The organism is Microvirga rosea, from assembly GCF_020595095.1.
GTDB classification, from domain to species: Bacteria; Pseudomonadota; Alphaproteobacteria; order Rhizobiales; family Beijerinckiaceae; genus Microvirga; species Microvirga rosea.
This window is the reverse complement of record NZ_JAJDOP010000009.1, coordinates 48,096-71,611: the sequence shown is the minus strand read 5'-3', so window position 1 is coordinate 71,611 and position 23,516 is coordinate 48,096. Positions and strand designations below refer to the sequence as shown.

The window sequence follows — 23,516 nt, the reverse complement described above, 5'->3', positions numbered from 1 at the left end:
TTCGCCGGCTCGCTGGCTCAGATGGGCTTGCGCTCCTCGGCGCAGCCCGATAACCGTCAAACCTGCATGCGGACGTGGCGAAACCGGTAGACGCAAGGGACTTAAAATCCCTCGGGCTATGCCCGTGCGGGTTCGACCCCCGCCGTCCGCACCATTCATGGCTGAGAATGCTTGCTCGTTAGGAGGCGTTGTGCTTCGGGGTTTCGGTCGCCCAACCGCTACGAGAGACGCTACAAGTGGAGATTGGTTCGCCCACGAAGCCTGCCAGCCCAACTGTAATTACTTTCTAAGTTATCTGCCGCTCCACTGAGACTCATAACGATCGTTAGTAGAGCTATCGATCGACAGGCACCAGCAGAACCAAAAACTGGACTATTCTTTGATTTCTGGAGGCGGGTATGCGATAATTGGCAACGCTCGTCGACCAGCAGCAATGTCCACAAATAAAGCCCTTATTATCTGCTGTTCCGTTTCGAGATTAGCCAAGCCGACCGGATAATAAACGCGATCAAGAATATCCAGCTGCTCAATCTTGATGCTCAATTTTTTTGCCATCTCGTGGAGCAAAACAGTCGATAATCTATTGCGTTCTCTAAAGAACGACGCTTCATCGTTATCATTAGACGGAACAGGCGACCCATAATGGCTGAGCAATCCGTGCCAAGCCGCGAGGACGTTAACATGACCAGCAAAATCAATTTGGATCATGTTTAGAGCGGCAATCCGCTCCGGACTTAATCCGGCTGCTCGCGTCGCCATAAGTGTACGGAAAATGGTCAGGCGGCGTTGAGTCTCTTCGCGCTTCTGATCGATAAACCGCGTCACAAGTACGGCCGCAATCGGACCAATGAAAGTGGCGATTAGGATTGCCCAACCAAAGACATCAGAGCTGGGGTTCATATGTCCTCCATAGATTGGAACGACATTAACTTAGCAACGACCCACTTAGCGCTCCCTGTATCAGCACAGATTCACAGGAAAAATTGCTTGGCCTGCAAACCACTGCAGAGATTCCTATAAGGGCAGGAACAGGGAACGAAAAACGCAAGTGTTTTTGAGGCTAAAGTAGAGCACTGGCGGTTCCCTGACCCCTCACACGAAGACGTGATAGCCTGCGCCCTTGCCGCAATTCCGAGGACTTCCCATCTCAAATATGCGGACCTTCAATTGCCCCCCGCACACCCCCTTGTGCTCGGTCCGCAAACTGCAGGACCTATAGGTCATTCTTCAAGCCCGCCAACAGAAAGCGGGCTTTCTTTTGCGTATGGCTCAGCTGTGACGCGAGCGAAGAGTTCATCCCTTCCTTGTGATTCCCTCCACCCACGAACTCGACTCTGTGCTCGGATCTTGGAATGATGTATCGACCACGGTCCGAAGGAGTGGGATCGACATCATGCAGGTTGCGGCGTCATCGACGGAACCCGTTTTCGTGGAAACGGCGAATCCGGCAGCAGGTGCCTACGATGCATTGCTGCGAGAGCTGCGCCGTTTCACGACCGATGTCGTCGGCACGCCGGACAACAAGAACTTCGCAGTTCTGATCCTTGATCCTGAAACCGGCGAGCCCAGCGGCGGTCTATGGGCGCAGTCGCGCTGGGGCGGTTTTCATATCGACATGCTGGTCGTGCCGGAAGCTTTGCGGGGCCGCGGCGTCGGCAGACGTCTCATGCAGGCCGCGGAAGCGGAAGCGAAGCGGCGGCAATGTCACCACATGCTCCTCGATACGTACGATTTCCAGGCACGTCCCTTCTACGAAAAGCTTGGCTTTGAGGTCTTCGGTCAGTTGGATGGACCGGGCCCGATTTATCCGCGCTTCTTCATGATGAAAAAACTCGGCTGAAAGCACTCTCTTCAGGCTGAACCTCGGCCATCGACGGAACTCCGATCTAGGCAGTGACGTTCGCTCGTCATCAACCGTTTCAGCGGAGTTCGCGAGATGAAGAAGCTAGCCTTTGTTCTGATTGCCGGTGCATTCAGCACCGCAGCTTTCGCCCAGGATACGACCACCACGATCAAGAAGGAGGATGGTCTCCTCGGCAGCAAGACCACGATCGAGCGCAAGACGGAGCCGAGCGATACCTCTACGTCGACCTCCGTCACGACGACGGGCAGCGTCGGATGCAGCACCGAAGTGAAGCAGAAGACGAACGAGTTCGGCGACACGAAGACGACGAAAAAGACCGAGTGCTGATCGCATTCCGATCAAACAGGTGATCGGAGCGCGATCACCTGTTTGGCGTTTCAAACGAAAAAGCCTCGGCTTGCGGCCGAGGCTTTTTGATGTCTGAAGGAGCGTCGATCAGAAGTCGCGCTGGACGCGCAGGCGACCTTCCCAACCGCTGTCCGAGCCGCGGATCTGGCCGGTTGCCGGAATGAAGGTCCGGTTGCGGGGATCGACACGGGCATAGATCACTTCGAGGCCGAGATCCAAGCCGCTGACCGGGCTGAAGATCACGTTCGAGCCCAGGCGCCATTCGTTGAAGTCGGTAAGGCCCGTGACGACACCACCCGCCGTGAAGGCGGATGCGCCGGCCCCGTAATCGACGCGCATGTACGAGCCGAAGATCGACTGGCGGAGGCTCGGCGTCCAGTAGTGACGCAGCCCACCGGCGATCGACCAACCGTGGCCGCGATCGAGGTCACCCGTCAGCGGATTCACATAGGCGTCCACGAGGCCGACGCCGCCATTCGCCGTGACGGCGTTATAGGGCGAGGAGTTGATGCCCGCGTTGCCGCCGTCCATGTAGGCCAGGGCGCCGTTGGTATAGGTCGCGGCCAGCCAGAGTGCGTCGCCGGGAGCGAGCTGCGGCAGGTTGACACCCAGATACGCGGCGGCGGCAAAGCCGTACTCCGTATCCGGGAAGTTGGCCGTCGTTCCGACACCGGGAAGCGCCAGCGTGACGAGATTGTTGCTGCGGATCTGGTGAACCGCACCGGAAATCTGGGCCGTTCCCCAGGTCCCGTCATATTTCAGATTCGCCACGAGGTCCGGCACTCGCTGGCCCGCGTAGTCGAGGGCGTTCGAGGCGATGCCGCCGACAATGAAATCGTTACGGCGGCGGTCCAGACCGTCTTCAAGCGAGATGCTCGCCGAGAAGCCGTTGCCGAACGTGAAGGTGTAGGCCAGCAAATTGACGTCGGGAGCGTCGTCGAAACGCAGCGTTCCGAAATGCTCGGTCGCCAAGTCGCCGTTCGAGAAGAACGACACCACGCGACCGGCGGTCAGGCCGCCGAACTGGATGAACGCCTCGGCAACGTTCGGCGATGTCGAGATGCCGCCCGGAACGGCGTTATAGGGCGTGCCCGACGTGCGGGTGATCTCGAAGCGGACCACGGAGCGGAGAAGCCCATAGGCGGTCGCGGTTCGTGCATCGAGCTGAATGCGGCCACGGGTATAGAAACCGATGGCATCATCGCCCCGAGCCACCGGCTCCGTATAAAGAATTTCGGCGCGGACACGGCCGCCGACGCGCAGGCAGGTCTCGGTGCCGGGGATGTAGAAGAAGCCCTCACCATAGGTCGTGCAAACGCGCACGTACTCAACGGGGGCCGCTTTCTTGGCAGGCAGGTCTGCCGCCTGGGCGCCTGCGGCAAGGGTCAGTCCCGCAACCGAACCGATCAGGAGGCTCTGAACGAGCTTCATGGAAATCTCCGCTGTCGTAAAACCTCAAGAGCGCGACAGGCCCTCAAGCTTGAGCTGACCCTAGTCAAAAGCGAGGTGTCGGGGCAATGCGACTGCCCTGCACGCCATGGCCAAGATCAGGGCTTTCTGCCCAAAAATTGGACATTTCGGGGGTCCCGTCGCGATTGTTTGGACACATGTTGCAAACGGACAACATGAAGTTACCGACTGCCGTTACGTCAGTTTCAGGGGCCTGCGCGGCCTATAGACGGGCCTATCCGAACGGCGATTCGGACAGGACGGTACAAGCGCTGCAGCGGCGCTCTAATCGAAGAATTCCGGCGGATCGCTGCGGCACCGATAGCCGACGGGGCACTGGGGCGTGTCACGGGCCGGGACCCAGGCCGGATCGATATACTCGTTGATCTCGCAGAAGCTCTGATCCCGGACGAACCGATCGTAGGTATGGGTACCGGTGCTCAGGACGGCGGCCCCATTCCTCAGGACGATCTGCTGCGCCTGGCTGCATGGCAAGGCCGGCGTAAAGGGTCGCTGCTGCGCCTGAGCGGTTGATATGGCAAAGGCAGCGCAAACGAGGATCAGACGGAGCTTTCTCATCGTGACGATCCCAAACGGGCCTCGCGCCCGTGACAATCGGGTGCGAAGGCACTGACTTATTGGTCAACACCGATTTGCGAAGGATGGATCCGGCGCGTCAGGACTTTTTATCACAACATGGGCTGGAGCCGACGCGCCATCTCGACGGCTCCTGCGTAATCGGTCTTTCCCGACCCGAGAACCGGAACGGCCGACACCAGGATGGCCTTTGGAACCCAAAGCTCCGGGAAGCCCTGGTCCCGCGCATGCTGCAGAAGAGCGTCGCGGTCCGCGTCGGGCTTGTCGGTGATGAGCACGACCTGCTCCCCTTTACGGGGATCGGGCAAGGCGACGACCACATGGTTGAAGGCGGGCCATAAACTCTGCGCGACGGTCTCGATGGCCGCCAGGGACACCATCTCGCCACCGATCTTCGCAAAGCGCTTGGCACGGCCGAGGATGCTCACGAGCCCAGCCTTGTCGATCCCCACGATATCGCCCGTGTCGTGCCAGCCGCCTTCCGGCGGCAGGATCGCGCCGGGTCGATCCGGGTCGAGATAGCCTTTCATGACATTAGGGCCGCGAACGAAAAACCGCCCTCCTTCGTGGACACCTTCCACGGGATCGAGGCGCGGCTCGATCCCGGGCAGGAGCGGCCCGACCGTGCCAGGACGATTACGGTCCGGCAGGCTGACGGCGATCACCGGGGAGCATTCGGTGGCGCCATAGCCTTCGAGGATCACGGTGCCGTGCCGTCCCCACAGGGCACGCGTTTCTTCCTTCACGCGCTCCGCTCCGGCGATCACGTATCGCACGCTCGCCAGATCGTTCTCGCCGGCCGCCCGGGCATAGCCCTGGAGGAACGTGTCCGTCGCCAGCATGATCGTCGCGCGGGTGCCCGCGATGAGCTTCGGGATTTGCCGGTAATGCAGCGGGCTCGGATAGAGCACCGACTTCATGCCGTTGAGGATCGCCGTCAGGAGGCCTGCGGTCAGGCCGAAGGAATGGAAGATCGGAAGCGGGTTGAAGAAGATATCATCGTCCTGAAGGACGTCTCCCGCATGGGCCTTTACCTGATAGGCGTTGGCGACGAGGTTGGCGTTGGACAGCACGACGCCCTTGGGCTTGCCCTCCGATCCGGATGTGAACAGCACAACGGCGGGATCGTCCGGGCTCACATGCGCCCTTCGATGGACCCGGCGCGCGAACCAGCTTTCCAGGAGCGCGCGGATCTTGTCGATGCTGGTGATCGTCGAACGCACATCCTCCAGGTAGAGGATCTCGCGCCCCTCCCCGAGACTTGCCAGCACATCGTCGAGTTTGCCCTGCTCGATGAAGCGCCTCGACGTCACGATGGTGCGGATGCGGCCGATCTCGCAGGCCGCCGTGAGGTTCTTCAGGCCCGCGGTGAAGTTCAGGAAAGCCGGCACGCGCCCGAAGGCATTGAGGCCGAATAGAGTGACGGCGATGGCCTGCACGTTCGGCAGAAGCACACCCACCGTTTCACCATGCCCGACCCTGTCCGCAAGTTTGCGCCCGAGCAGGAGCGAGCCGAGAACGAGGCGGCCGAACGTGATCGGCTGCCGCTCCAGATCTTCGAGGGCGACCTTGTTGCGGCCGAACCGATCCCGTGCGTCGAGAAGGGCGGAAAACAGGCTCTTGCGCGTGGACGTGACATCGAAATCAGGCAAAAAGCCGCCCTCCTCTTTCGCCTCGTGGATCAGCCGGCCGAACCTTCGCGGATCGGAGCCTGATAGGCGAGGCCCATGTCCCAGGGGAAATAGATCCAGGTATCCTGGCTCACTTCCGTGACGAATGTTTCAACCATCGGACGCCCGGCGGGCTTGGCGTAGACGGTCGCGAAATGGGCGTTCGGCAGCATGTCGCGCACCATCTTGGCGGTCTTGCCCGTATCGGTCAGGTCGTCGACCACCAGAACCCCCTTGCCGGAACCATCCCCGATCGCCTTGATCGAAGGGGCGATATCCTTGAGGATCTGCAGTTCGCCCTGGTTCTTGTAATCGTGATAGCTGGCGATGCACACGCTCTCGATCAGCCGCACGTCGAGCTCGCGGGCGACGATGGCGGCGGGCACGAGGCCACCACGGGTGATGCAGACGATGGCCTCGAACGGGCCGGCCGCCGCAAGGCGCCATGCCAGGGCGCGGGCATCGCGATGGAACTGATCCCAGGAGACGGGAAAGGCTTTCGGAGAGGTCGGGGACATCGGGCTCACTCGCGGGGTTCTTGAGGGTAAACGGCTTCAAAGGGGACTGCGATCGCCCTTGAGGCGATTCAGCAATTGACGGACGGCGGCCTCTGCTGCTTCGACGGCGGCGGGGTCCTTGCCACGGACGACGATCTGATTGCGGAACCCGGCCGCGGAGAACGACGGATACGACCCGATCGAAACCCGGGGCTCATCGGCGGCGATGGCCGCGAGTCCTTCCGCGTAGTGCCCTTCCGCCAGTCCCTCGGCCTCGATCATGACGGAGATCATCTTGGCACCGGTTGCCAGGGTGGGCGCGATGGAGTCCAGCATCACCTGCATGATGGAGGGGACGCCAGCCATGACGAAAACGTTCCCGATCCGGAAGCCCGGGGCCTTGGAGATCGGATTGTCGATCAGGTCGGCACCCTTCGGGATCCGGGCCATCCGCATCCGGGCCTCGTTCACCGCGTGGGCGGGATAACGCTCCCGCAGCATGGCGACCGCGCGGGGGTCGTGGTCGATTTCAACCCCGAAGGCCTTGGCGAGGCTGTCGGCAGTGATGTCGTCGTGGGTCGGGCCGATGCCCCCGGTCGTGAAAACGTAGGTGAAGCGGTGACGCAGGGCGTTCACGGCCGCGACGATCTCCTCCTCCACATCGGGAACGACGCGAACCTCGCGCAGATCGATCCCGATACCCGTCAGGTATTCGGCGATGTAGCCGATATTCTTGTCTTTGGTTCGGCCGGTGAGGATCTCATCGCCGATGATGAGCAGGGCGGCAGTAACGGAAACGGCCATGAGCAAGGGTCCTTTTGACGGCCTTTAGCGCCGGACGCGGCATTTCTCAAGCAAGCCCGCGGCCGAAGGGCGGGCTTCTCCCCGACGCGAGCAGCTTGGGACGCAGAAAACCGGGTCCACTTTTCCGCACGATGCGCTAAGGAGACCTTTTCCAACAAGACACGGGTCGTCATGCGTTTTTCGGAGCCGTTGCTCGAGGGTCGCCTCATCGAGCGTTACAAACGCTTTCTCGCCGATGTGGTTCTGGAAACGGGTGAGCGGGTGACCGCCCATTGCGCCAATCCGGGAGCGATGATGGGATTGAAGGAACCCGGATCACGGGTGTTTCTGTCCCGTGCCTCCAACCCGAAGCGAAAGCTCGCCTATAACTGGGAGTTCGTGGAGATCGCTGCCGGAGGCGGCCCCCTCCAGCTCATCGGGATCAACACGTCCCGGCCCAATCTCCTGGTGGCGGAAGCCCTGCGCGAGAACCGGCTGGCCCCCTTCGCCGGATACGATCGCGTGCGGCCGGAGGTCAAATACGGGCGCAACAGCCGCGTCGACTTCCTCCTCGAGAAGGACGGCGAACAGCCATGCTACCTGGAGGTCAAGAACTGCCATCTCATGCGAGAGGCCGGTTTCGCCGAGTTTCCCGATTGCGTGGCCGCCCGCAGCGCGAAACATCTCTACGAGCTGGCCGACATGGCCGCCGCAGGTGCGCGGGCGGCGCTCGTCTACGTCATCCAGATGCGGGCCGAGCGCTTCGACGTGGCCCGGGACATCGATCCCGCCTATGACAAGGCCTTCCGTCATGCCCTTGCGGCAGGCGTCGAGTCCTATGCCTATATCTGCCGGATCAACCCCGGCGAGGTGACGATCGACCATCCCGTGGACATCGTCACGCCCCGGTAACGGGTCTCACACCCGCTCGAAGACGAGGTTCATCCGGGTCTGGAGAATGAGGCGATAGCCTTTTCCGGTCAGAAGCTGCGGCAGATCGATCTGCCAGCGATCGCGACCGTCCTCGATGATGAAGAGCGACGGATAGAGGGAGGCCGGAGCATCCCGGAAGAACGGATCGAGGATCAGATCCTCCGCCCCCTCCACGTCGAGCTTCATGGCATCCACCCGCGCGAAGCCCTCCCGATTGAGAAGGTCGAGCAGGGTGACGGCGGGAACCCGGATCGCATCGGTCTGGCTCGAGCTGACGATCTTGACGCTGGATTCGCCCCGGTTGTTCGGATCGAGGAACAGGGTCAGCTCGCCGGTCTTGTCGGCGACCGCGCAGGCGACCGCCTTCACGGTGCCGAAGGGGTTCTGGCGGATATTGTAGGTCAGCCGGTCGAACACCTCGGGCTGGGGCTCGATGGCGAGAATCTTGGCCTTCGCCCCGGCGCGCGCTGCGACGAAAAGCGCATACCAGCCGACGTTCGAGCCCACATCCACGAAAGTGAAGCCCTCGCCGATGCGGCCGGCCAGCAATTCGAGTTCCGCCGGATCGAAGTATTGCGGCGTGAAGAGAATCCGCTTCTCGCAGACATTGTTGTAGGGATGGAGCCGCATGCGGACCCCGAAGGTCTCGACATCGATCGGAGCGCCCTTGAGGGAATGCAGCACGAGATGTCGCAGCATGAGAGCAATGCGGCGGGTGGCCCAGCGCTGGGGAAGCCGGCGCGTGCCCGCAATGGCAAAGCTCGCCAAGCCGGAGGGCGCATAGGCGCCGTAGGGGCGTTGATCGTTCATGTCGTCTCGAAACCGTCAGGCCGGCGAACCGGCGGATGTTGCGGGTGGTCATGACACCCCCGGGCGTCAATCGCAAGCCGGGGGCGGTCTTCGCTTGCGTCGGACGCGCCAATCCTTACATTCGGAAGACCATCCAAGGACCGAGTATGACCGAGACCGAGACCACTGAGCGCAGGCGCGCCGAGATCCCTCTTCATGGCCCGGAAGCCTTCGAGGCCATGCGCCGTGCCGGACGCCTGGCCGCGGAAGCGCTGGACATGCTCGTGGACAAGGTGAAGCCCGGCGTGACGACCGACGCGCTGGACAAGCTCTCGTTCGAATTCATCAGGGATCACGGCGCCTATCCGGCCTGCCTCCATTATCGCGGTTATACCAAGACCATCTGCACATCGATCAACCACGTGGTCTGTCACGGCATTCCGAACGACAAGCCGCTGCGGGACGGCGACATCGTCAATATCGACATGACGGTGATTCTCGATGGCTGGCATGGGGATTCGAGCCGCATGTTCTATGTGGGCGACGTCCCACGCCGGGCCCAGCGCCTTTGCGAAATCACCTACGAGGCCATGATGCGCGGTATCGCGGCCGTGCGCCCGGGAGCCACCACCAACGACATCGGCGCCGCGATCCAATCCTATGCGGAAGCCGAGCGTTGCTCCGTGGTGCGGGACTTCTGCGGGCATGGCCTGGGGCGTGTCTTCCACGATTCGCCGACAATCCTGCACTATGTGGAGCCGGCCTATAACGTCGTTCTGAAACCCGGGATGCTGTTCACCATCGAGCCGATGATCAATCTCGGCCGCCCGCAGGTGAAAGTGCTGTCCGACGGCTGGACCGCCGTGACCCGCGACCGCTCCCTGTCCGCGCAGTTCGAGCACACGGTCGGGGTGACCGAGACCGGCGTCGAGATCTTCACGCTTTCTCCCAACGGTTACGACAAGCCGCCCTATTCTGCTTGAGCGCGTCGGACGCGCTTCCCCTTGACACGGGCTTGGCACCCGGCTTCAAGCTGTCGTCGCAATAGTGTTTCAAACGATCGGATTCGACCGGTCGGCGAAGACCTTGGCGCGAAGGCAAGTGGCGGGCATGAGCGGCGACAGTTCTCCTCATTATCATGGTCACCGCGACCGGCTGCGAGCGCGTTTTTCGGAAATCGGCGGGGATTCCCTCCCCGATTACGAACTTCTGGAACTCGTGCTGTTCCGCTCGATCCCCCGCCGGGACGTCAAGCCCATCGCCAAGGAGCTCCTCAAGCGGTTCGGCACATTCGCCGAGGTGCTCGCCGCCGCCCCGCCCCGCCTGATGGAGGTCGACGGGATCGGCGAGAGCGTCGTGACCGATCTCAAGATCGTCGAGGCATCGGCCCGCCGCCTGGCGAAGGGCGAAGTCGCCAAGCGGCCGGTCCTGTCCTCCTGGGCTTCCGTCATCGATTATTGCCGCACCGCCATGGCATTCATGGACAAGGAGCAGTTCCGCCTGCTCTTCCTGGACAAACGCAACGCCCTGATCGCCGACGAGGTGCAGCAATCGGGCACCATCGACCACACGCCGGTCTATCCCCGCGAGGTCGTGAAACGGGCGCTCGAGCTCTCGGCCTCGGCTTTGGTCTTAGTCCATAACCATCCCAGTGGGGATCCGACCCCCTCCGCCGCCGACATCAAGATGACCCGTGAAATCATCGAAGTGGCGAAGCCACTCGGCATCGTCGTCCACGATCACATCATCGTCGGACGCGAAGGACATGCGAGCCTGAAGGGGCTGAAGCTGATCTGAGGCCTAGAACAGGGTCTCGAGGCCCGAGAAGATCGCGTAGATGAAGCCGAGACTCAGCGTCAGGCCGAAGGCGCCGATGAAGAGGCCGCAAACCACCACCACGCCGTCCCGCTCCACCAAACCCAGACCGACGAGACAGACGGCGAGGCCCATCGGAATCTGCCCGACGAAAGGCGGGGCAAAGAGAAGTCCGAACGCCATGATCAGGATGAGGAGGCCCATCAGGCGCATGGCGAAAGGGGTGTCGAGAAAGGTCATGCGCGGCTTGGAGAAGCGCTCGAGCCGCCGGAAGACCGGAAGCGCCCGGCTCACGGCCCGCTCCACGTCGACCGTTGCGATGGAGCGGTTCAGGAGCGTGCGCGGAAGCCACGGCGTCGGCCGCCCAAAGACGATCTGAACCGCCACCAGGGCCAGAAGGAGGCCGCACACGAGGGGGATCGGCGGGGGCATCGGCAGGCAATTGGGCAGGGCCAGGAGGACGATCAGAAGCGCGAAGGCACGGTCCTTCAGGACAGCCATGATGTCACGGACGGTGAGACGCTCTCCGGGCTGGGATGCCAGGGCAGCCAGGATCTGTGAAGTACGCGCGTTGGAAAACAAGGAGCCTCGGCAAGTTCGAGGGTGCTCAGGACACGCCTCTCTACCCGAGATGGATCCTGCGGCCAAGTGCTGGCAACGCCGGATGAGGCAATGTGCCCGCAAGGGCGTCATTGCCTTGCGTCAGCTCTCATCAATGAAGGTTCAGCTCACCGTCGACCGCCCGGTACTCCGTCGGGCGGATCAGCTTTGCATGGCTGACCGTCACGGAATGGAGAGGTCCCACCAACTCCCTTTGCCAGAAATCGAGAAACTCGAGCAGAACGGGAAAACGGGGTGCCAGATCATATTCCTGCCAGACATAGGTCTGCAGAAGATGCGGATGATCCGGCATGCGGTAGAGGATGCTGGCCGTGGTGAGACCATAGCCTTCGAGCTGACGGATGAAATCTTTCGAAACCATGCGAACTCCCTACGCAATACCGTGCCGTGGACCGGTTCCAGCCCTCGGCACGGGGAGCAGACGCCTAAAGACTTAAAGCTTGGGCAAACGGGGGAGTTCCGTCGGCGCCTCAGTGACCAAAGGCGTATGGCGGTCACCTCGGGTCAACCTTGTTCACAATCCGGCGACGGCATTTCGGTCATGAGGCCGTCATCCTATTGAGACTTCCTTCTTGTCATCGTATTCCGTTACGCAACGGGTGCGGGGAAGGAACGATGGACCGGGGATTGTGGCGGCGCTGGCTGATGGCAGGCGCTCTGGCAATGGCAGTGTCTGCCTGCGCCGGAGGCGTCCTCAATACTCCCATCAATGGGCCGATTGCGAATGTGGCGGACCAGGGCGGATGGCCTCTCGGCCCCGATCAGTTCGGCTCGACCGTCGTCGGCGTGGCCTTTTCCGGCGGCGGCATGCGCGCCTCCGCCTTTTCCTATGGCGTGCTGAACGAACTCGACCGCTATCAGATCGCCACCGACCGAGGGCCGCAGCGGATGACCGATGTGGTCGATCTCGTTTCCGGCGTTTCGGGCGGCTCGGTGACCGCCGCCTATTTCGGCCTCAGGGGACGGGAAGGACTGGAGACCTTTCGAACCCGCTTCCTCGAACAGGACGCCGAGCAAGGCTTCGATACCGACGTGTCGATCGCCAATGTCCTTCGGATCGTCAATGACGGGGGCGTCAACGACCGCTCCAAGTTCCCCAAATGGCTCGACGACAACCTTTTCGACGGAGCGACCTTCGCGGATCTCTTCGCCCGCAAGCGCCCGCTCGTCTGGATCGCCGCATCGGACATCTACAGCCGCGTTCCGTTCGTCTTCGAGCCCGTGACCTTCAGCGCCCTGTGCAGCGATCTGGGCAAGGTGCGCCTGTCGGAGGCCGTCGCGGCTTCGGCTGCCGTGCCGGGCCTGTTCATCCCCCTCAACGTCGAGAATTTCGGCTCCTCCTGCGGAGGGCACGTACCCCAGTTCTACCAGCGCGGCGCGGTGGACCCGACGGCCCCGGCAACCCTCAAGGCGAGCGCCTCGGCCCTGGTGCGGTACCGGAACGATCCGGAGAAGTTCCGCTACGTAAAGCTCCTCGATGGCGGCCTCACGGACAATTTCGGCATCCATTCCCTGGCCATTGCCCGGGCCAATCGCGATCGTCCCTACATGCCGATGACGGCCGAGCAGGCCGTGCGGGTGAAGCGCTTCCTGTTCCTGGTGGTCGATGCGGGCCGTGGCCCCGCCGGCAAATGGCCGGAGCATCTGTCGTCCCCGTCCGGCATGGAGCTCGCCGGGATCGTCACGGACGTCGCCATCGATTCCGGTGTGTACAAGGGCTACGACTACTTCACGACCATCATGAGCAGTTGGCAGAACGACCTGCGCCGCTGGCGCTGCTCCCTGTCCAGCGACGAGGTCCTGAAGCTCCGCGGAACCCTCGACGGGTGGCGGTGCGGGGACGTCACCTTCACGGTCGGCCGGGTTTCGTCCGAAGATGCGGGGCCGGAATGGCGGAAACGAATGGACGAGGTGCCGACGCGCTTCAAGCTCGACCGCCCGACGCTGGAAACCGTGATCGAGACGGGCGAGATCGCCTTGCGCAACAACGCGGTGTTCCGCCGGTTCATCAAAGGCGTCCCGCAGCGCATGGTGACCGCAGCGGCCGAGGGCCGCCCGGATCCTTAGGGATGCTCGAAGCGGAGGCTTGCGCTTGATTGACGTCCCGTCCGCCCGAGTTTCAGCCCGCAAGGCGAAGCAATCCGCCCTGACCCACGCGGAGACGTGAACGAGACATGCGTTTCGCCTTTGCCGGCATCGATTTCCTGGGAGACGTGTTCGAGACGCTCCTGAACAGGGGCTGGGAGCCCGTCAAGCTCTTCAGCCGCCCCTGCGACGGCATCTATGATTTCAACGATGTGACGGTGGCGCGCGCCCGTTCCCTACGGCTGCCCGTGCAGTTCACGCGTCTGGTCCCATCCGATCTCGCACAGCTCAGGGCGCAGCGCTGCGAGGCCCTGATCGTTGCGGGGTATCCCTGGCTGATCAAGGGCTGGGAAACCCAGCTTCCCTATGCGATCAACTTCCACCCCTCGCCGCTTCCCATGGGGCGCGGTCCCTATCCGCTGTTTCAGGCCATTCTCGACGGATTGCCGGAATGGGGGGTCACCGCCCACGCCCTGCAGCCGGCCTTCGATACGGGGCCCATCGTCGCCCAGGAGCTCTTCCGGCTCGATGCGGACGAGAATCACGACCGGCTTCTCGCGAAATGCCAAATGGCGGCCAAGCGCCTCGCATCGCTCCTGGCGGAGGATCTGCCGCGGCTCTGGAGCCATGCGCAGCCCCAGGGAAGCGGCAGCTACTGGCCACGCATGACCCAGGTTCAGCGGACCCTCGACTGGGACAAGACCGTGGACGACGTGCTGCGCACGATGCGCGCCTTCGGGTCGATCGAGACCTTCGCCCGGGTCAATTCCCGCCTGATCCACATCTGGGAAGGCACCGGCTGGCGTGCGGATCATGGGCATCGGCCCGGCACTCTGGTTCACCGCCACCGCAATCACCTGGTTGTCGCCGTGCGGGATGGGTTCGTGCAGCTGACCGGCTGGAGCCCCTACCCGCCGCAGGGGCCGCGTCATCGCGACTGAGGCGTCATACGCTGTGGTACAGCCGGTTCTGGTAGGCGAGCGCCGGCTTCAGGTCGCCGAGCTTGATCGACACGATGCGACCAATGATCACGTAATGGGTGGCGACGAGACGTGCGTCCGAAAGGCGGCAATCGAAGGCGACCAGGCTTGAGAGAAGACGCGGGGCCCCGGTTTCCAGAGGCTCCCACTGGCCGACGGTGAACCGGTCCTGCCCCTGCAGGTTGGCCCGACCGGCAAAAGCGTCGGCCACCGGAATGTCCGCATTGCCAAGGGTGTTCACGCAGAAAACCCCGTTGGCGATCAATGCCTGGGCCGTCCGCCCGGCGGCGTTCACGCAGACCAGAAGCGAAGCCGGATCATCCGTCACGGGCGTCACGGCGGTCGCGGTGAAGCCCGCGCGCCCCGCGGGACCATCCGTGGTGACCACGTGGACGGCGGCGGTGACCCGGCTCATGCCCTCTCGGAAAAGGACCGGATCGATGGCAACGGCGCCAGCCTGGAGGGAATCGGGGGTGGGATGAGTCTTCAACATCTGATTTCGGAGAAGCCTCTTTCACCCTTTTGCACGGAGCACAAGCCCATAAGGAGCATATGGTTGCCGGGCGCGGTTTTGGAAGCCGCAAGGCCCGAAAGATGCTCTTCCCATCAGCCGGCTTGATAGGAAACTTAACAGAATGTTGTCGTGGAGACCGTGGTTTGCTAGAGACCCCTCCACCTTATGTCCCGCTTGGCCTGGTGCATGCATCGTGCTTTGTTGGGACGGCTCTAAGAATGACCCCTTCCAGAGGGGCAAGGGTAGGACATGGAAATTTTTGTGCAGCAGCTCATCAACGGGCTGACGCTGGGGTCGATCTACGGCCTCATCGCTATTGGTTACACGATGGTGTTCGGCATCATCGGCATGGTGAACTTCGCCCACGGCGACGTCTTCATGCTCTCCGCTTTCATCGCGCTGATCTTCTTTCTGATCCTGACCACCTGGCTCGGGATCTCCTCCATCGCGCTGGCGCTCCTGATCGTGCTCGTGGTCGCGATGGCGCTGACATCCCTGTGGGGCTGGGCGATCGAGCGCATCGCCTACAGGCCCCTGCGCGGCTCGTTCCGACTGGCGCCCCTGATTTCCGCCATCGGCGTGTCGATTTTCCTGTCGAACTTCGTCCAGGTCGCCCAGGGCGCCCGCAACAAGCCGACCCCTCCCATGGTGGGCGACGTGGTCGTGCTGTTCCAGGGCGAAAGCGGTTACAACGTGGCCCTTTCCTACAAGCAGATCATCATCATGGTCTCGACGGCCGTTCTGCTGACCATCTTCTGGTACATCGTCCAGAAAACGTCGCTCGGCCGCGCCCAGCGGGCCTGTGAACAGGACCGCAAGATGGCCGCCCTGCTCGGAATCAACGTCGACAGGACGATTTCCCTCACCTTCGTGATCGGCGCTGCCCTCGCGGCGGTCGCAGGCACGATGTACCTGCTGTATTATGGCGTGGTGAGCTTCAACGACGGCTTCGTGCCCGGGGTGAAAGCCTTCACGGCGGCAGTTCTGGGGGGCATCGGCTCGCTCCCGGGCGCTGTGCTCGGCGGACTGATCATTGGCCTCATCGAGACCTTCTGGTCGGCCTATTTCACCATCGAGTACAAGGACGTGGCTGCGTTCTCGATCCTCGCCATCGTCTTGATCTTCATGCCCTCCGGCATTCTCGGACGGCCTGAGGTCGAGAAGGTTTAAGGAGCACTGCCCATGAACGCTCCACCCATCGCCTCCGCCTCGACCGCTCAGGTAGCGGCCCCCAGCCGGTTCGACTTTGGCGCCGCTCTGAAGGATTCCTTCATAACGGCGCTGATCACCCTCGGGCTCTCGATCCCGATCCTCGCCTACAAGACGGTCCAGAACGGCGCCGAGCTGTTTCTGATGTCGCGCTGGGGCCTGGTCGCCATCATGTGCGCGATCATCTTCGGCCTGCGCATGCTCCAGCATGCCTTCATGGCGACGCGGGCGGCCCGTCAGGCCATGCCCGATCCGCATCAGGCCACTGAAGCGGTTCACGCCGAGCCCAGCGCCTATCAGAAGGTCTCGCGCTTCGCGATCCCCTTCTTCCTCGGCATCGCCCTCGCCTTCCCGCTTCTGGTCTATGTGGTTCAGGGCGGCTTGAACGAGTCCCGCTACTGGGTCGATCTCGGCATTCTCATTCTGACCTACGTGATGCTGGGGTGGGGTCTCAACATCGTGGTGGGTCTCGCCGGCCTGCTGGATCTGGGATACGTCGCCTTTTATGCGGTCGGCGCCTATTCCTATGCCCTTCTGTCGACCACGTTCGGCCTGTCGTTCTGGATCTGCCTGCCCCTCGCCGGCATCCTGGCGGCTTTCTGGGGCATGATCCTCGGCTTCCCGGTCCTGCGCCTGCGCGGCGACTATCTGGCCATCGTGACCCTCGCGTTCGGTGAAATCGTCCGTCTCGTGCTGATCAACTGGACGGACCTGACGAATGGCGGCGCCGGCATCTCGTCGATCCCCCGGGCAACGTTCTTCGGCCTCCCGTTCACGGCGGGCGAAGGCGGCTTCGCGAGCACGTTCGGGCTCGAGTTCAACGGGATGCACAGGATGATCTTCCTGTACTATCTCATCCTCGCGCTCGCCCTGCTGACGAACTTCGTGACGATGCGGCTGCGACGTCTGCCGATCGGGCGGGCATGGGAAGCCCTCCGCGAGGACGAAATCGCCTGCCGGTCCCTCGGGATCAACACAACCAACACCAAGCTGACGGCCTTCGCCATCGGCGCCATGTTCGGCGGCTTCGCCGGCTCCTTCTTCGCGGTGCGCCAGGGCTTCGTCTCTCCGGAAAGCTTCAACTTCCTGGAATCGGCGATCATCCTCGCCATCGTCGTGATGGGCGGCATGGGCTCGCAGATCGGCGTCGCGATTGCGGCCCTCGTCCTCGTGGGCGGTCCTGAAATGCTCCGCAACCTGGACTTCCTGAAAGCCGTGTTCGGACAAGGCTTCGACCCCAACGAATACCGCCTGCTGATCTTCGGCATGGGCATGGTGGCCATGATGGTGTGGCGCCCGCGCGGCCTGATCTCGGAACGTGAACCCTCGGTGATCCTGAAGGAGCGCAAAGCGATCTCGGGCTCGTTCGTAAAAGAAGGACACGGCTAATGCGCTGGCTTCAGAATCCCCTTCTCGATGTCCAGCATCTGACGATGCGCTTCGGCGGACTGGTCGCCATCAACGACCTGTCGTTTCAAGCCGGACGTGGAGACATCACCGCCCTCATCGGCCCGAACGGCGCCGGCAAGACGACGGTGTTCAACTGCATCACCGGCTTCTACAAACCGACCGAAGGCATGGTGGCCCTGCGCAAGCCGGACGGCGACGAGCTGCTCCTCGAGCGCCTGCCCGGGCACAACATCAACTGGAAGGGCAGAGTTGCCCGCACGTTCCAGAACATTCGGCTGTTCTCCGGCATGACCGTGCTGGAGAATCTCCTGGTGGCGCAGCACAACTCCCTCATGATCGCCTCCGGGTTCACGGTCCTGGGCATTCTCGGCGTCGGCGGTTATCGCAAGGCCGAGAAGGAGGCGATCGAGCGCGCGCGCTTCTGGCTCGAGAAGACCCGCCTCATCCACCGGGCGGACGATCCGGCCGGCGATCTGCCTTACGGTGACCAGCGCCGTCTGGAAATTGCTCGCGCCATGTGCACGGACCCTCTCCTGCTCTGCCTCGACGAGCCGGCCGCGGGCCTGAACCCGCGCGAATCCCTCGAGCTCAACCAGCTGCTCCTGTCGATCCGCAAGGATCACGGCACCTCGATCCTTCTGATCGAGCACGACATGTCGGTGGTGATGGAAATCTCGGACCACGTGGTGGTGCTCGATTACGGCACCAAGATCGCGGACGGGACTCCCGCCGAGGTCAGGAACGACCCTCGTGTCATCGCCGCCTATCTGGGCGTCGCGGACGAGGAAGTGGAACAGGTCGAAGCGGAGATCCGCGCATGAGCACCTCTGCCATCAATTCGTCGTCGACGCAGGCCGGCGCGGCGCGCCAGCCTCTGCTCAGCGTGCGGGGCGTCAAGACTTTCTACGGCAACATCATCGCCCTCAAGGGCGTGGACATGGATGTGCACGAGGGTGAGATCGTCACCCTGATCGGCGCCAACGGCGCCGGCAAATCCACCCTGATGATGACCATTTTCGGGAATCCGAGAGCCCGGGAAGGCCGCATCACCTTCGGGGGTCAGGACATCACCAAGATGCCGACCCACGAGATCGCGCGTCTGTCCATCGCCCAGTCTCCCGAAGGACGGCGCATTTTCCCGCGCATGACCGTGTTCGAGAACCTCCAGATGGGCGCGTCGATGAACGGTCTCGCCCATTTCGACCAGGACCTGGAGCGTGTCTGCACGCTCTTCCCGCGGCTGAAGGAGCGCCTGAACCAGCGCGGCGGAACACTCTCGGGGGGCGAACAGCAGATGCTGGCAATCGCCCGGGCGCTCATGAGCCGCCCGAAGCTCCTGCTTCTGGACGAGCCGTCCCTCGGTCTCGCCCCCCTGATCGTGAAGCAGATCTTCTCGATCATCAAGGAACTCAACGAACGGGACGGCATGACCGTCTTCCTCGTGGAGCAGAACGCCTATCACGCCCTGCGCCTCGCTCACCGGGGCTACGTGATGGTGACCGGCAACATCACCATGAGCGGCACGGGCAAGGAACTGCTTGAAAACCCGCAGGTCAAAGCCGCCTATCTCGAAGGGGGACATCACTGATGCAGGGCTTTCTCTACGAAGAACCCTCGATCTGGCTCTTCCTCTTCGTGACGGTGATTCTGGGTGGATCAGCCGCCTGGATGACCGGCCGGGCCATCGCCATCACCTGGCGCCCGTTCTGGCAGCTCGTGATCTATCTGCTGATCCTGGCGGCGGCGGTGCGCTTCATCCATTTCGCGCTTTTCGCCGGAACCCTGTTGTCGTTTCACTACTATGCGATCGACGCGATCGTGGTTCTGATCATTGGCGCGCTTGGGTTTCAGTACAATCGCGCCCGCCAGATGACGACCCAGTATCGCTGGCTCTATGAACGGACGGGACCTTTCGGCTGGAAGGCAAAAGCGTCTCATACCAACGGCTAAGCGTCAGAAATTCCAGCGTGACTTCCGCTCAAAAAGAGTCATGATGTCACGCGGACGGCGGGCCCTTAAGCTTGCTGAACCGGCCCCAAGGAAGGGGGCCTACAAAACCACCCAGAGGAGTGACCTCATGAAGAAATTGCTGTTGACCGGCGTTGCGCTCGGTCTTGGCCTCGCCTTCTCCGGCGCGGCCAACGCGCAGATCAAGATCGGCGTCGCCGGTCCCATCACGGGCCCGAATGCCGCTTTCGGCGCGCAGCTCAAGAACGGCGTCGAGCAGGCGGTCGAAGACATCAATGCGGCTGGCGGCATCAACGGCCAGAAGCTGCAGCTGGTCGTCGGCGACGACGTGTCGGATCCCAAGCAGGGCGTGTCGGTCGCGAACAAGTTCGCAGCCGAGGGCGTCAAGTGGGTCGTCGGCCACTTCAACTCGGGCGTGTCGATCCCGGCCTCGCAGGTCTATGAGGAAGCCGGCATCGTCCAGGTCTCCCCGGCCTCGACCAACCCGACCTTTACCGAGCGCGGCATGTGGAACACCTTCCGCACCTGCGGTCGCGACGACCAGCAGGGTCTCGTCGCGGGCGGCTATCTGGCCGACAAGTTCAAGGGCAAGAAGGTCGCCGTCGTTCACGACAAGACCCCCTACGGCAAGGGCCTGGCCGACGAAACCCAGAAGGCGATGAACGCCAAGGGTCTCAAGGAAGTGATCTACGAAGGCATCAACCCGGGCGAGAAGGACTACTCCGCGCTCGTGTCGAAGCTGAAGCAGGCCGGTGTCGACGTGGTCTATTTCGGCGGCCTCCATACGGAAGCCGGTCTGATCATCCGTCAGATGCGCGACCAGGGCCTGAACGCCCCGCTCATGTCCGGTGACGGCATCGTGTCGGCCGAGTTCACCTCGATCGCCGGCCCGGGCGCCGAGGGCACCCTGATGACCTTCTCGCCGGATCCGCGCAAGAACCCGAACGCTAAGGACGTAGTGGCCAAGTTCAAGGCCAAGAACTACGACCCCGAAGCTTACACCCTGTATTCTTACGCTGCGACCCAGGTCCTGGCGGAGGCTGCAAAGCAGGCTGGCAGCGTCGACGGCAAGAAGGTTGCGGACGCTCTGCATTCCGGCAAGCCGATCAAGACCGTCATCGGCGATCTCTCCTTCACCAAGAAGGGCGACATCACCCGTCCGGACTACGTCATGTATGTCTGGAAGAAGGGCACCGACGGCAAGATCGATTACTCCGGCAACGAGATCGGCATGTAATCATCGGCCCATCAGAGCCGAACCTCTCGAGAGCCCGCCCTGGCAACAGGGCGGGCTTTTCCATGAATGCTCCCTACCGATGACGGACCTGCACCAATGCCGAACCTGACCTTGTCCCTTGCGGAAGAGACCTTTGCGGTCTGCCGCCTTCCTGCCGATCTCAACCTGCGGCCCCGGACCTCGCGCGCCATGATGCTGCTTGTGCAGGCGCCTGACGAGACGACCCTCGTTTGCCCGGTCTCGGAGGTGCCGGAGGAGGCCGAGGCGGATCGTGGCTGGCGCTGTTTTCGGATCGAGCAGACTTTCGACTTCAGCGTGCCGGGGATCCTCGCGTCGGTACTGACCCCACTGGCGAATGCCGGGATCGGCATCTTCGCCACATCGACGTTCAGCACTGACTACATTCTCGTGAAAGCCACGGATCTCTCCGGCGCGATTGCTGCCCTCACAAGAGAAGGTCACAAGGTGACCGGTTCTTAAGCCGCAGGAGCCACGAATTTCAGGGCACGGCATCGGAATCGGCCTTTAGGACTTGATTCGCCCACGCTTTTGCGGGAGACGCCTGCGACGGACATGACGCTTCGGCACATCACAGGAGCCTGCATGCGCAGAACAAACGCCGATTATGCGTCCATGGGCGTTTACAGCGCGCTGAGCAGGCTGCGCCGGCCCCGCAGTTACATGGGGCGAGTTCTGCTGATCTGCTTCGTGGGAACTCACATTCCGCTTATCGTGATGTGCATCGCGCTGCTGGCGATGCGCGGGGTTTCCGGGCCGGATTTCTGGCTCACCATCCTGACCCTGCTCGTTGCGACCCTGGTGGCGACGGCGGTGACCCTCTCCTGTGTCTACGGAATGCTCGCGCCGGTTCAAAAGGCCTCGGCTGCCCTGCAGGCTTACCGGGAGCACCGGACGTTGCCGGCCCTGCCGCGTCATTTCACGGATGAAGCCGGGCTGATGATGGCGCAGGTCCAGGATACCCTCGTGGAACTGGATACGGCGATCCACGATCTCGCCCGCGCGGCGGACACCGATGCCCTCACGGGCATCGGAAACCGTCGCTGGCTGATGCGTCAATTGGCGGAGCATTTTCAGCGTGCCCAGCAGCAGGATGCCCCCCTGTCGGTCATCATCTTCGATCTCGACCGCTTCAAATCCATCAATGACCAATACGGTCACGGCACCGGTGACGCGGTTCTGATCGGTGTCAGCCGGTTCGTGAAAAGCACCATCCCGAGCAATTCTCTGTTCGCGCGTTCCGGCGGCGAAGAGTTCTGCATCGTGCTGCCCGGCAGCGTGCTGTCGCAAGCAGCGGACGTCGCGCGCACGCTGCAGCGGGGAATTGCCGCAAAAGCGTTCGGCGACCTCGATCAGGGTTTCGTCACGGCCAGCTTCGGCGTCGCCGCCCATCGGTCGGGTGATGAAACGATCGGCGCCGTGTTCGGTCGGGCGGACGAGCTGCTCTACCGCGCCAAAGGCGAAGGCCGGAACCAAGTCGTGGTCTGACGGCGGGCAGCTTCGCCGCTCGTTGCGCGCAGCATCCCTAAAAGCGATGGCGGCGCTTTACTCCAGTATATTGGACCACTATTCTTTTTTCATGGAATCAGAAGCCGACGTGAATGCTCATCTGGCTGCCCGTGTGCGTGGCTTGCGCACCGCACGTGGCTTAAGTCTGGATGCACTGGCCGACCGGGCTGGCGTAAGCCGCTCCATGATCTCTCTTATCGAGCGGGGAGAAAGCAGTCCCACCGCTGCGGTCCTGAACAGGCTGGCCGGCGGCCTCGGCGTCAGCCTTGCGTCGCTTTTCGCTCAGGACGAAAGCCCCCTCGCCTCACCCCTCGTGCGTTGGAGCGAACAGCGCGTCTGGAAGGATCCCGGCAGCGGCTACCAGCGCCGCTCTCTTTCCCCTCCGGGCTTCCCGTCTCCGCTTGAGCTTGCGGAGGTGATCCTCCCACCGGAAGCGCGTGTCGCCTATGATCCGAGCCCGCGCTCCATCGACATCGGCCAGCAGGTTTGGGTCATCGAGGGCGAGATCGTCCTGACCACGGGACAGGACGCACACCACCTGAAGGCTGGCGATTGCCTGGCCATGCGGATCGACCGGCCGAATGTCTTTCATAATCCGCACAGACGCCCGGCCCGTTATCTGGTGGCCCTCGCGGCCGATCCCTCGCGCGCGCCTTCTCCGTCCAGGAGCATTTCATGAACGATGCCGTTGCCCTCCGAATTCTGTCGTCCGAAGAAGCCGAAGCGCGAATCGGGGCCCTTTCGGCCGTCCTGATGGATTGTGTCGAGGGTGGCGCCTCCGTGAGCTTCATGGCCCCCCTGACCCTGGACCGGGCCGACGCATTCTGGCGACATGTCGCCAGCGGAGTGGCCTCCGGAGAACGCATCCTCCTGGTGGCGGAGGACGAAACCAAGGGTGAGATCGTCGGCACGGTTCAGGTGGTCCTGAAGCAGCCCGAAAACCAGCCGCACCGGGCCGATATCGCCAAGATGCTGGTCCATAGCAGGGCGCGCAAGCGCGGCGTCGGCGCGGCCCTCATGCGCGCAGCGGAAGAAGCGGCGCGCACCGCCGGGAAAACCGTGCTCGTGCTCGACACGGTCACGGGGAGTGACGCGGAACGCCTTTACGCGCGCCTCGGTTGGCAGCGGGTCGGCGTGATTCCCAACTACGCCCTCTGGCCAGAGGGCGGGCTCTGCGACACGACCTATTTTCACAAACAGATATGACCGGGATGCGGGCC

Annotated in this window: 27 protein-coding genes and 1 tRNA gene; 18 read left to right on the top strand and 10 right to left on the bottom strand. The window is 62.7% G+C overall.

Annotated features, from left to right (window positions below; all coding sequences use genetic code 11):
* Positions 1-68: 68 nt before the first annotated feature.
* Positions 69-154 (top strand) — tRNA-Leu (locus tag LJD17_RS19170).
* 218 nt (positions 155-372) lie between these two features.
* Here the strand turns inward: LJD17_RS19170 and LJD17_RS19165 are convergent.
* Positions 373-900 (bottom strand): DUF6680 family protein, encoded by a 528-nt coding sequence (locus LJD17_RS19165; RefSeq protein WP_227385818.1) that lies wholly within the window; start codon positions 898-900, stop codon positions 373-375.
* A 493-nt stretch (positions 901-1,393) separates the two neighbouring features.
* On the opposite strand from LJD17_RS19165, the gene LJD17_RS19160 reads away from it, so the two are divergent.
* Complete coding sequence (locus LJD17_RS19160; protein WP_227385817.1) at positions 1,394-1,840, top strand: GNAT family N-acetyltransferase; 447 nt, start codon at positions 1,394-1,396, stop codon at positions 1,838-1,840.
* A gap of 96 nt (positions 1,841-1,936) precedes the next feature.
* Entirely contained in the window at positions 1,937-2,191 is a 255-nt protein-coding gene (locus LJD17_RS19155) for a hypothetical protein (protein WP_227385816.1), read from the top strand.
* Between the two features lie 108 nt (positions 2,192-2,299).
* Here LJD17_RS19155 and LJD17_RS19150 read toward each other — a convergent pair whose 3' ends face one another.
* The 5 genes from LJD17_RS19150 to LJD17_RS19130 all read right to left on the bottom strand — a co-directional run bounded on the left by LJD17_RS19150 (position 2,300) and on the right by LJD17_RS19130 (position 7,229).
* Complete coding sequence (locus tag LJD17_RS19150; RefSeq protein WP_227385815.1) at positions 2,300-3,643, bottom strand: porin; 1,344 nt, start codon at positions 3,641-3,643, stop codon at positions 2,300-2,302.
* Between the two features lie 303 nt (positions 3,644-3,946).
* Entirely contained in the window at positions 3,947-4,240 is a 294-nt protein-coding gene (locus tag LJD17_RS19145; protein WP_227385814.1) for a hypothetical protein, read from the bottom strand.
* Positions 4,241-4,350: 110 nt separating this feature from the next.
* Positions 4,351-5,910 carry an AMP-binding protein gene (locus LJD17_RS19140; protein WP_227385813.1) on the bottom strand — a complete coding sequence of 520 codons (1,560 nt, stop codon included), beginning with the start codon at positions 5,908-5,910 and terminating at the stop codon, positions 4,351-4,353.
* Positions 5,911-5,939: 29 nt separating this feature from the next.
* Positions 5,940-6,446 (bottom strand): xanthine phosphoribosyltransferase, encoded by a 507-nt coding sequence (gene gpt, locus LJD17_RS19135; protein ID WP_227385812.1) that lies wholly within the window; start codon positions 6,444-6,446, stop codon positions 5,940-5,942.
* A gap of 36 nt (positions 6,447-6,482) precedes the next feature.
* The gene (locus LJD17_RS19130; protein WP_227385811.1) at positions 6,483-7,229 is read right to left on the bottom strand and encodes a competence/damage-inducible protein A; all 747 of its coding nucleotides are present in this window, start codon (positions 7,227-7,229) and stop codon (positions 6,483-6,485) included.
* A 171-nt stretch (positions 7,230-7,400) separates the two neighbouring features.
* Between LJD17_RS19130 and sfsA the strand changes: the two genes are divergently transcribed.
* Positions 7,401-8,120, top strand: coding sequence for a DNA/RNA nuclease SfsA (gene sfsA / locus LJD17_RS19125; protein WP_227385810.1), 720 nt, complete (start codon positions 7,401-7,403; stop codon positions 8,118-8,120).
* A gap of 6 nt (positions 8,121-8,126) precedes the next feature.
* On the opposite strand, the gene LJD17_RS19120 is transcribed toward sfsA, so the two are convergent.
* The gene (locus LJD17_RS19120) at positions 8,127-8,951 is read right to left on the bottom strand and encodes an FkbM family methyltransferase (protein WP_227385809.1); all 825 of its coding nucleotides are present in this window, start codon (positions 8,949-8,951) and stop codon (positions 8,127-8,129) included.
* Positions 8,952-9,097: 146 nt separating this feature from the next.
* Here LJD17_RS19120 and map point away from each other — a divergent pair, with 146 nt between their 5' ends.
* Both map and radC read left to right on the top strand, forming a co-directional pair.
* Positions 9,098-9,913, top strand: a complete 816-nt coding sequence (gene map / locus LJD17_RS19115; protein WP_227385866.1) for a type I methionyl aminopeptidase — start codon at positions 9,098-9,100, stop codon at positions 9,911-9,913.
* A gap of 127 nt (positions 9,914-10,040) precedes the next feature.
* The gene (radC, locus tag LJD17_RS19110) at positions 10,041-10,727 is read left to right on the top strand and encodes a RadC family protein (protein ID WP_227385808.1); all 687 of its coding nucleotides are present in this window, start codon (positions 10,041-10,043) and stop codon (positions 10,725-10,727) included.
* Between the two features lie 3 nt (positions 10,728-10,730).
* Here the strand turns inward: radC and LJD17_RS19105 are convergent, their stop codons facing one another.
* Positions 10,731-11,327 (bottom strand): exopolysaccharide biosynthesis protein, encoded by a 597-nt coding sequence (locus LJD17_RS19105; RefSeq protein WP_227385807.1) that lies wholly within the window; start codon positions 11,325-11,327, stop codon positions 10,731-10,733.
* A gap of 130 nt (positions 11,328-11,457) precedes the next feature.
* Entirely contained in the window at positions 11,458-11,727 is a 270-nt protein-coding gene (locus LJD17_RS19100; RefSeq protein WP_227385806.1) for an usg protein, read from the bottom strand.
* A 254-nt stretch (positions 11,728-11,981) separates the two neighbouring features.
* On the opposite strand from LJD17_RS19100, the gene LJD17_RS19095 reads away from it, so the two are divergent.
* Together LJD17_RS19095 and LJD17_RS19090 are read left to right on the top strand one after the other, a co-directional pair.
* A complete protein-coding gene (locus tag LJD17_RS19095) occupies positions 11,982-13,433 on the top strand; it encodes a patatin-like phospholipase family protein (protein WP_227385805.1) in 1,452 nt (483 codons plus the stop codon).
* A gap of 107 nt (positions 13,434-13,540) precedes the next feature.
* Entirely contained in the window at positions 13,541-14,392 is an 852-nt protein-coding gene (locus LJD17_RS19090; protein WP_227385804.1) for a methionyl-tRNA formyltransferase, read from the top strand.
* 4 nt (positions 14,393-14,396) lie between these two features.
* On the opposite strand, the gene LJD17_RS19085 is transcribed toward LJD17_RS19090, so the two are convergent.
* Positions 14,397-14,924: a flavin reductase gene (locus tag LJD17_RS19085; protein WP_227385803.1), complete on the bottom strand. Its 528-nt coding sequence runs from the start codon at positions 14,922-14,924 to the stop codon at positions 14,397-14,399.
* Between the two features lie 270 nt (positions 14,925-15,194).
* On the opposite strand from LJD17_RS19085, the gene LJD17_RS19080 reads away from it, so the two are divergent.
* The 10 genes from LJD17_RS19080 to LJD17_RS19035 all read left to right on the top strand — a co-directional run bounded on the left by LJD17_RS19080 (position 15,195) and on the right by LJD17_RS19035 (position 23,502).
* On the top strand, positions 15,195-16,115 hold the full coding sequence (locus tag LJD17_RS19080) for a branched-chain amino acid ABC transporter permease (RefSeq protein ID WP_227385802.1): 921 nt from the start codon (positions 15,195-15,197) through the stop codon (positions 16,113-16,115).
* 12 nt (positions 16,116-16,127) lie between these two features.
* On the top strand, positions 16,128-17,543 hold the full coding sequence (livM, locus tag LJD17_RS19075; protein ID WP_227385801.1) for a high-affinity branched-chain amino acid ABC transporter permease LivM: 1,416 nt from the start codon (positions 16,128-16,130) through the stop codon (positions 17,541-17,543).
* On the top strand, positions 17,543-18,385 hold the full coding sequence (locus LJD17_RS19070; protein WP_227385800.1) for an ABC transporter ATP-binding protein: 843 nt from the start codon (positions 17,543-17,545) through the stop codon (positions 18,383-18,385). The genes livM and LJD17_RS19070 overlap by 1 nt, the downstream gene beginning before the upstream one ends.
* A complete protein-coding gene (locus LJD17_RS19065) occupies positions 18,382-19,152 on the top strand; it encodes an ABC transporter ATP-binding protein (protein WP_227385799.1) in 771 nt (256 codons plus the stop codon). Before LJD17_RS19070 ends, LJD17_RS19065 begins: the two co-directional genes overlap by 4 nt.
* Positions 19,152-19,514 carry a DUF6867 family protein gene (locus tag LJD17_RS19060; RefSeq protein WP_227385798.1) on the top strand — a complete coding sequence of 121 codons (363 nt, stop codon included), beginning with the start codon at positions 19,152-19,154 and terminating at the stop codon, positions 19,512-19,514. The genes LJD17_RS19065 and LJD17_RS19060 overlap by 1 nt, the downstream gene beginning before the upstream one ends.
* Before the next feature lie 127 nt (positions 19,515-19,641).
* The gene (locus tag LJD17_RS19055; protein WP_227385797.1) at positions 19,642-20,769 is read left to right on the top strand and encodes a branched-chain amino acid ABC transporter substrate-binding protein; all 1,128 of its coding nucleotides are present in this window, start codon (positions 19,642-19,644) and stop codon (positions 20,767-20,769) included.
* Positions 20,770-20,865: 96 nt separating this feature from the next.
* The gene (locus LJD17_RS19050) at positions 20,866-21,249 is read left to right on the top strand and encodes an ACT domain-containing protein (RefSeq protein WP_227385796.1); all 384 of its coding nucleotides are present in this window, start codon (positions 20,866-20,868) and stop codon (positions 21,247-21,249) included.
* 123 nt (positions 21,250-21,372) lie between these two features.
* The gene (locus LJD17_RS19045; RefSeq protein ID WP_227385795.1) at positions 21,373-22,275 is read left to right on the top strand and encodes a GGDEF domain-containing protein; all 903 of its coding nucleotides are present in this window, start codon (positions 21,373-21,375) and stop codon (positions 22,273-22,275) included.
* A gap of 109 nt (positions 22,276-22,384) precedes the next feature.
* Positions 22,385-22,975 (top strand): helix-turn-helix domain-containing protein, encoded by a 591-nt coding sequence (locus LJD17_RS19040; RefSeq protein ID WP_319799706.1) that lies wholly within the window; start codon positions 22,385-22,387, stop codon positions 22,973-22,975.
* Positions 22,972-23,502, top strand: a complete 531-nt coding sequence (locus tag LJD17_RS19035) for a GNAT family N-acetyltransferase (RefSeq protein WP_227385793.1) — start codon at positions 22,972-22,974, stop codon at positions 23,500-23,502. Before LJD17_RS19040 ends, LJD17_RS19035 begins: the two co-directional genes overlap by 4 nt.
* The last annotated feature ends 14 nt before the right edge of the window (positions 23,503-23,516 follow it).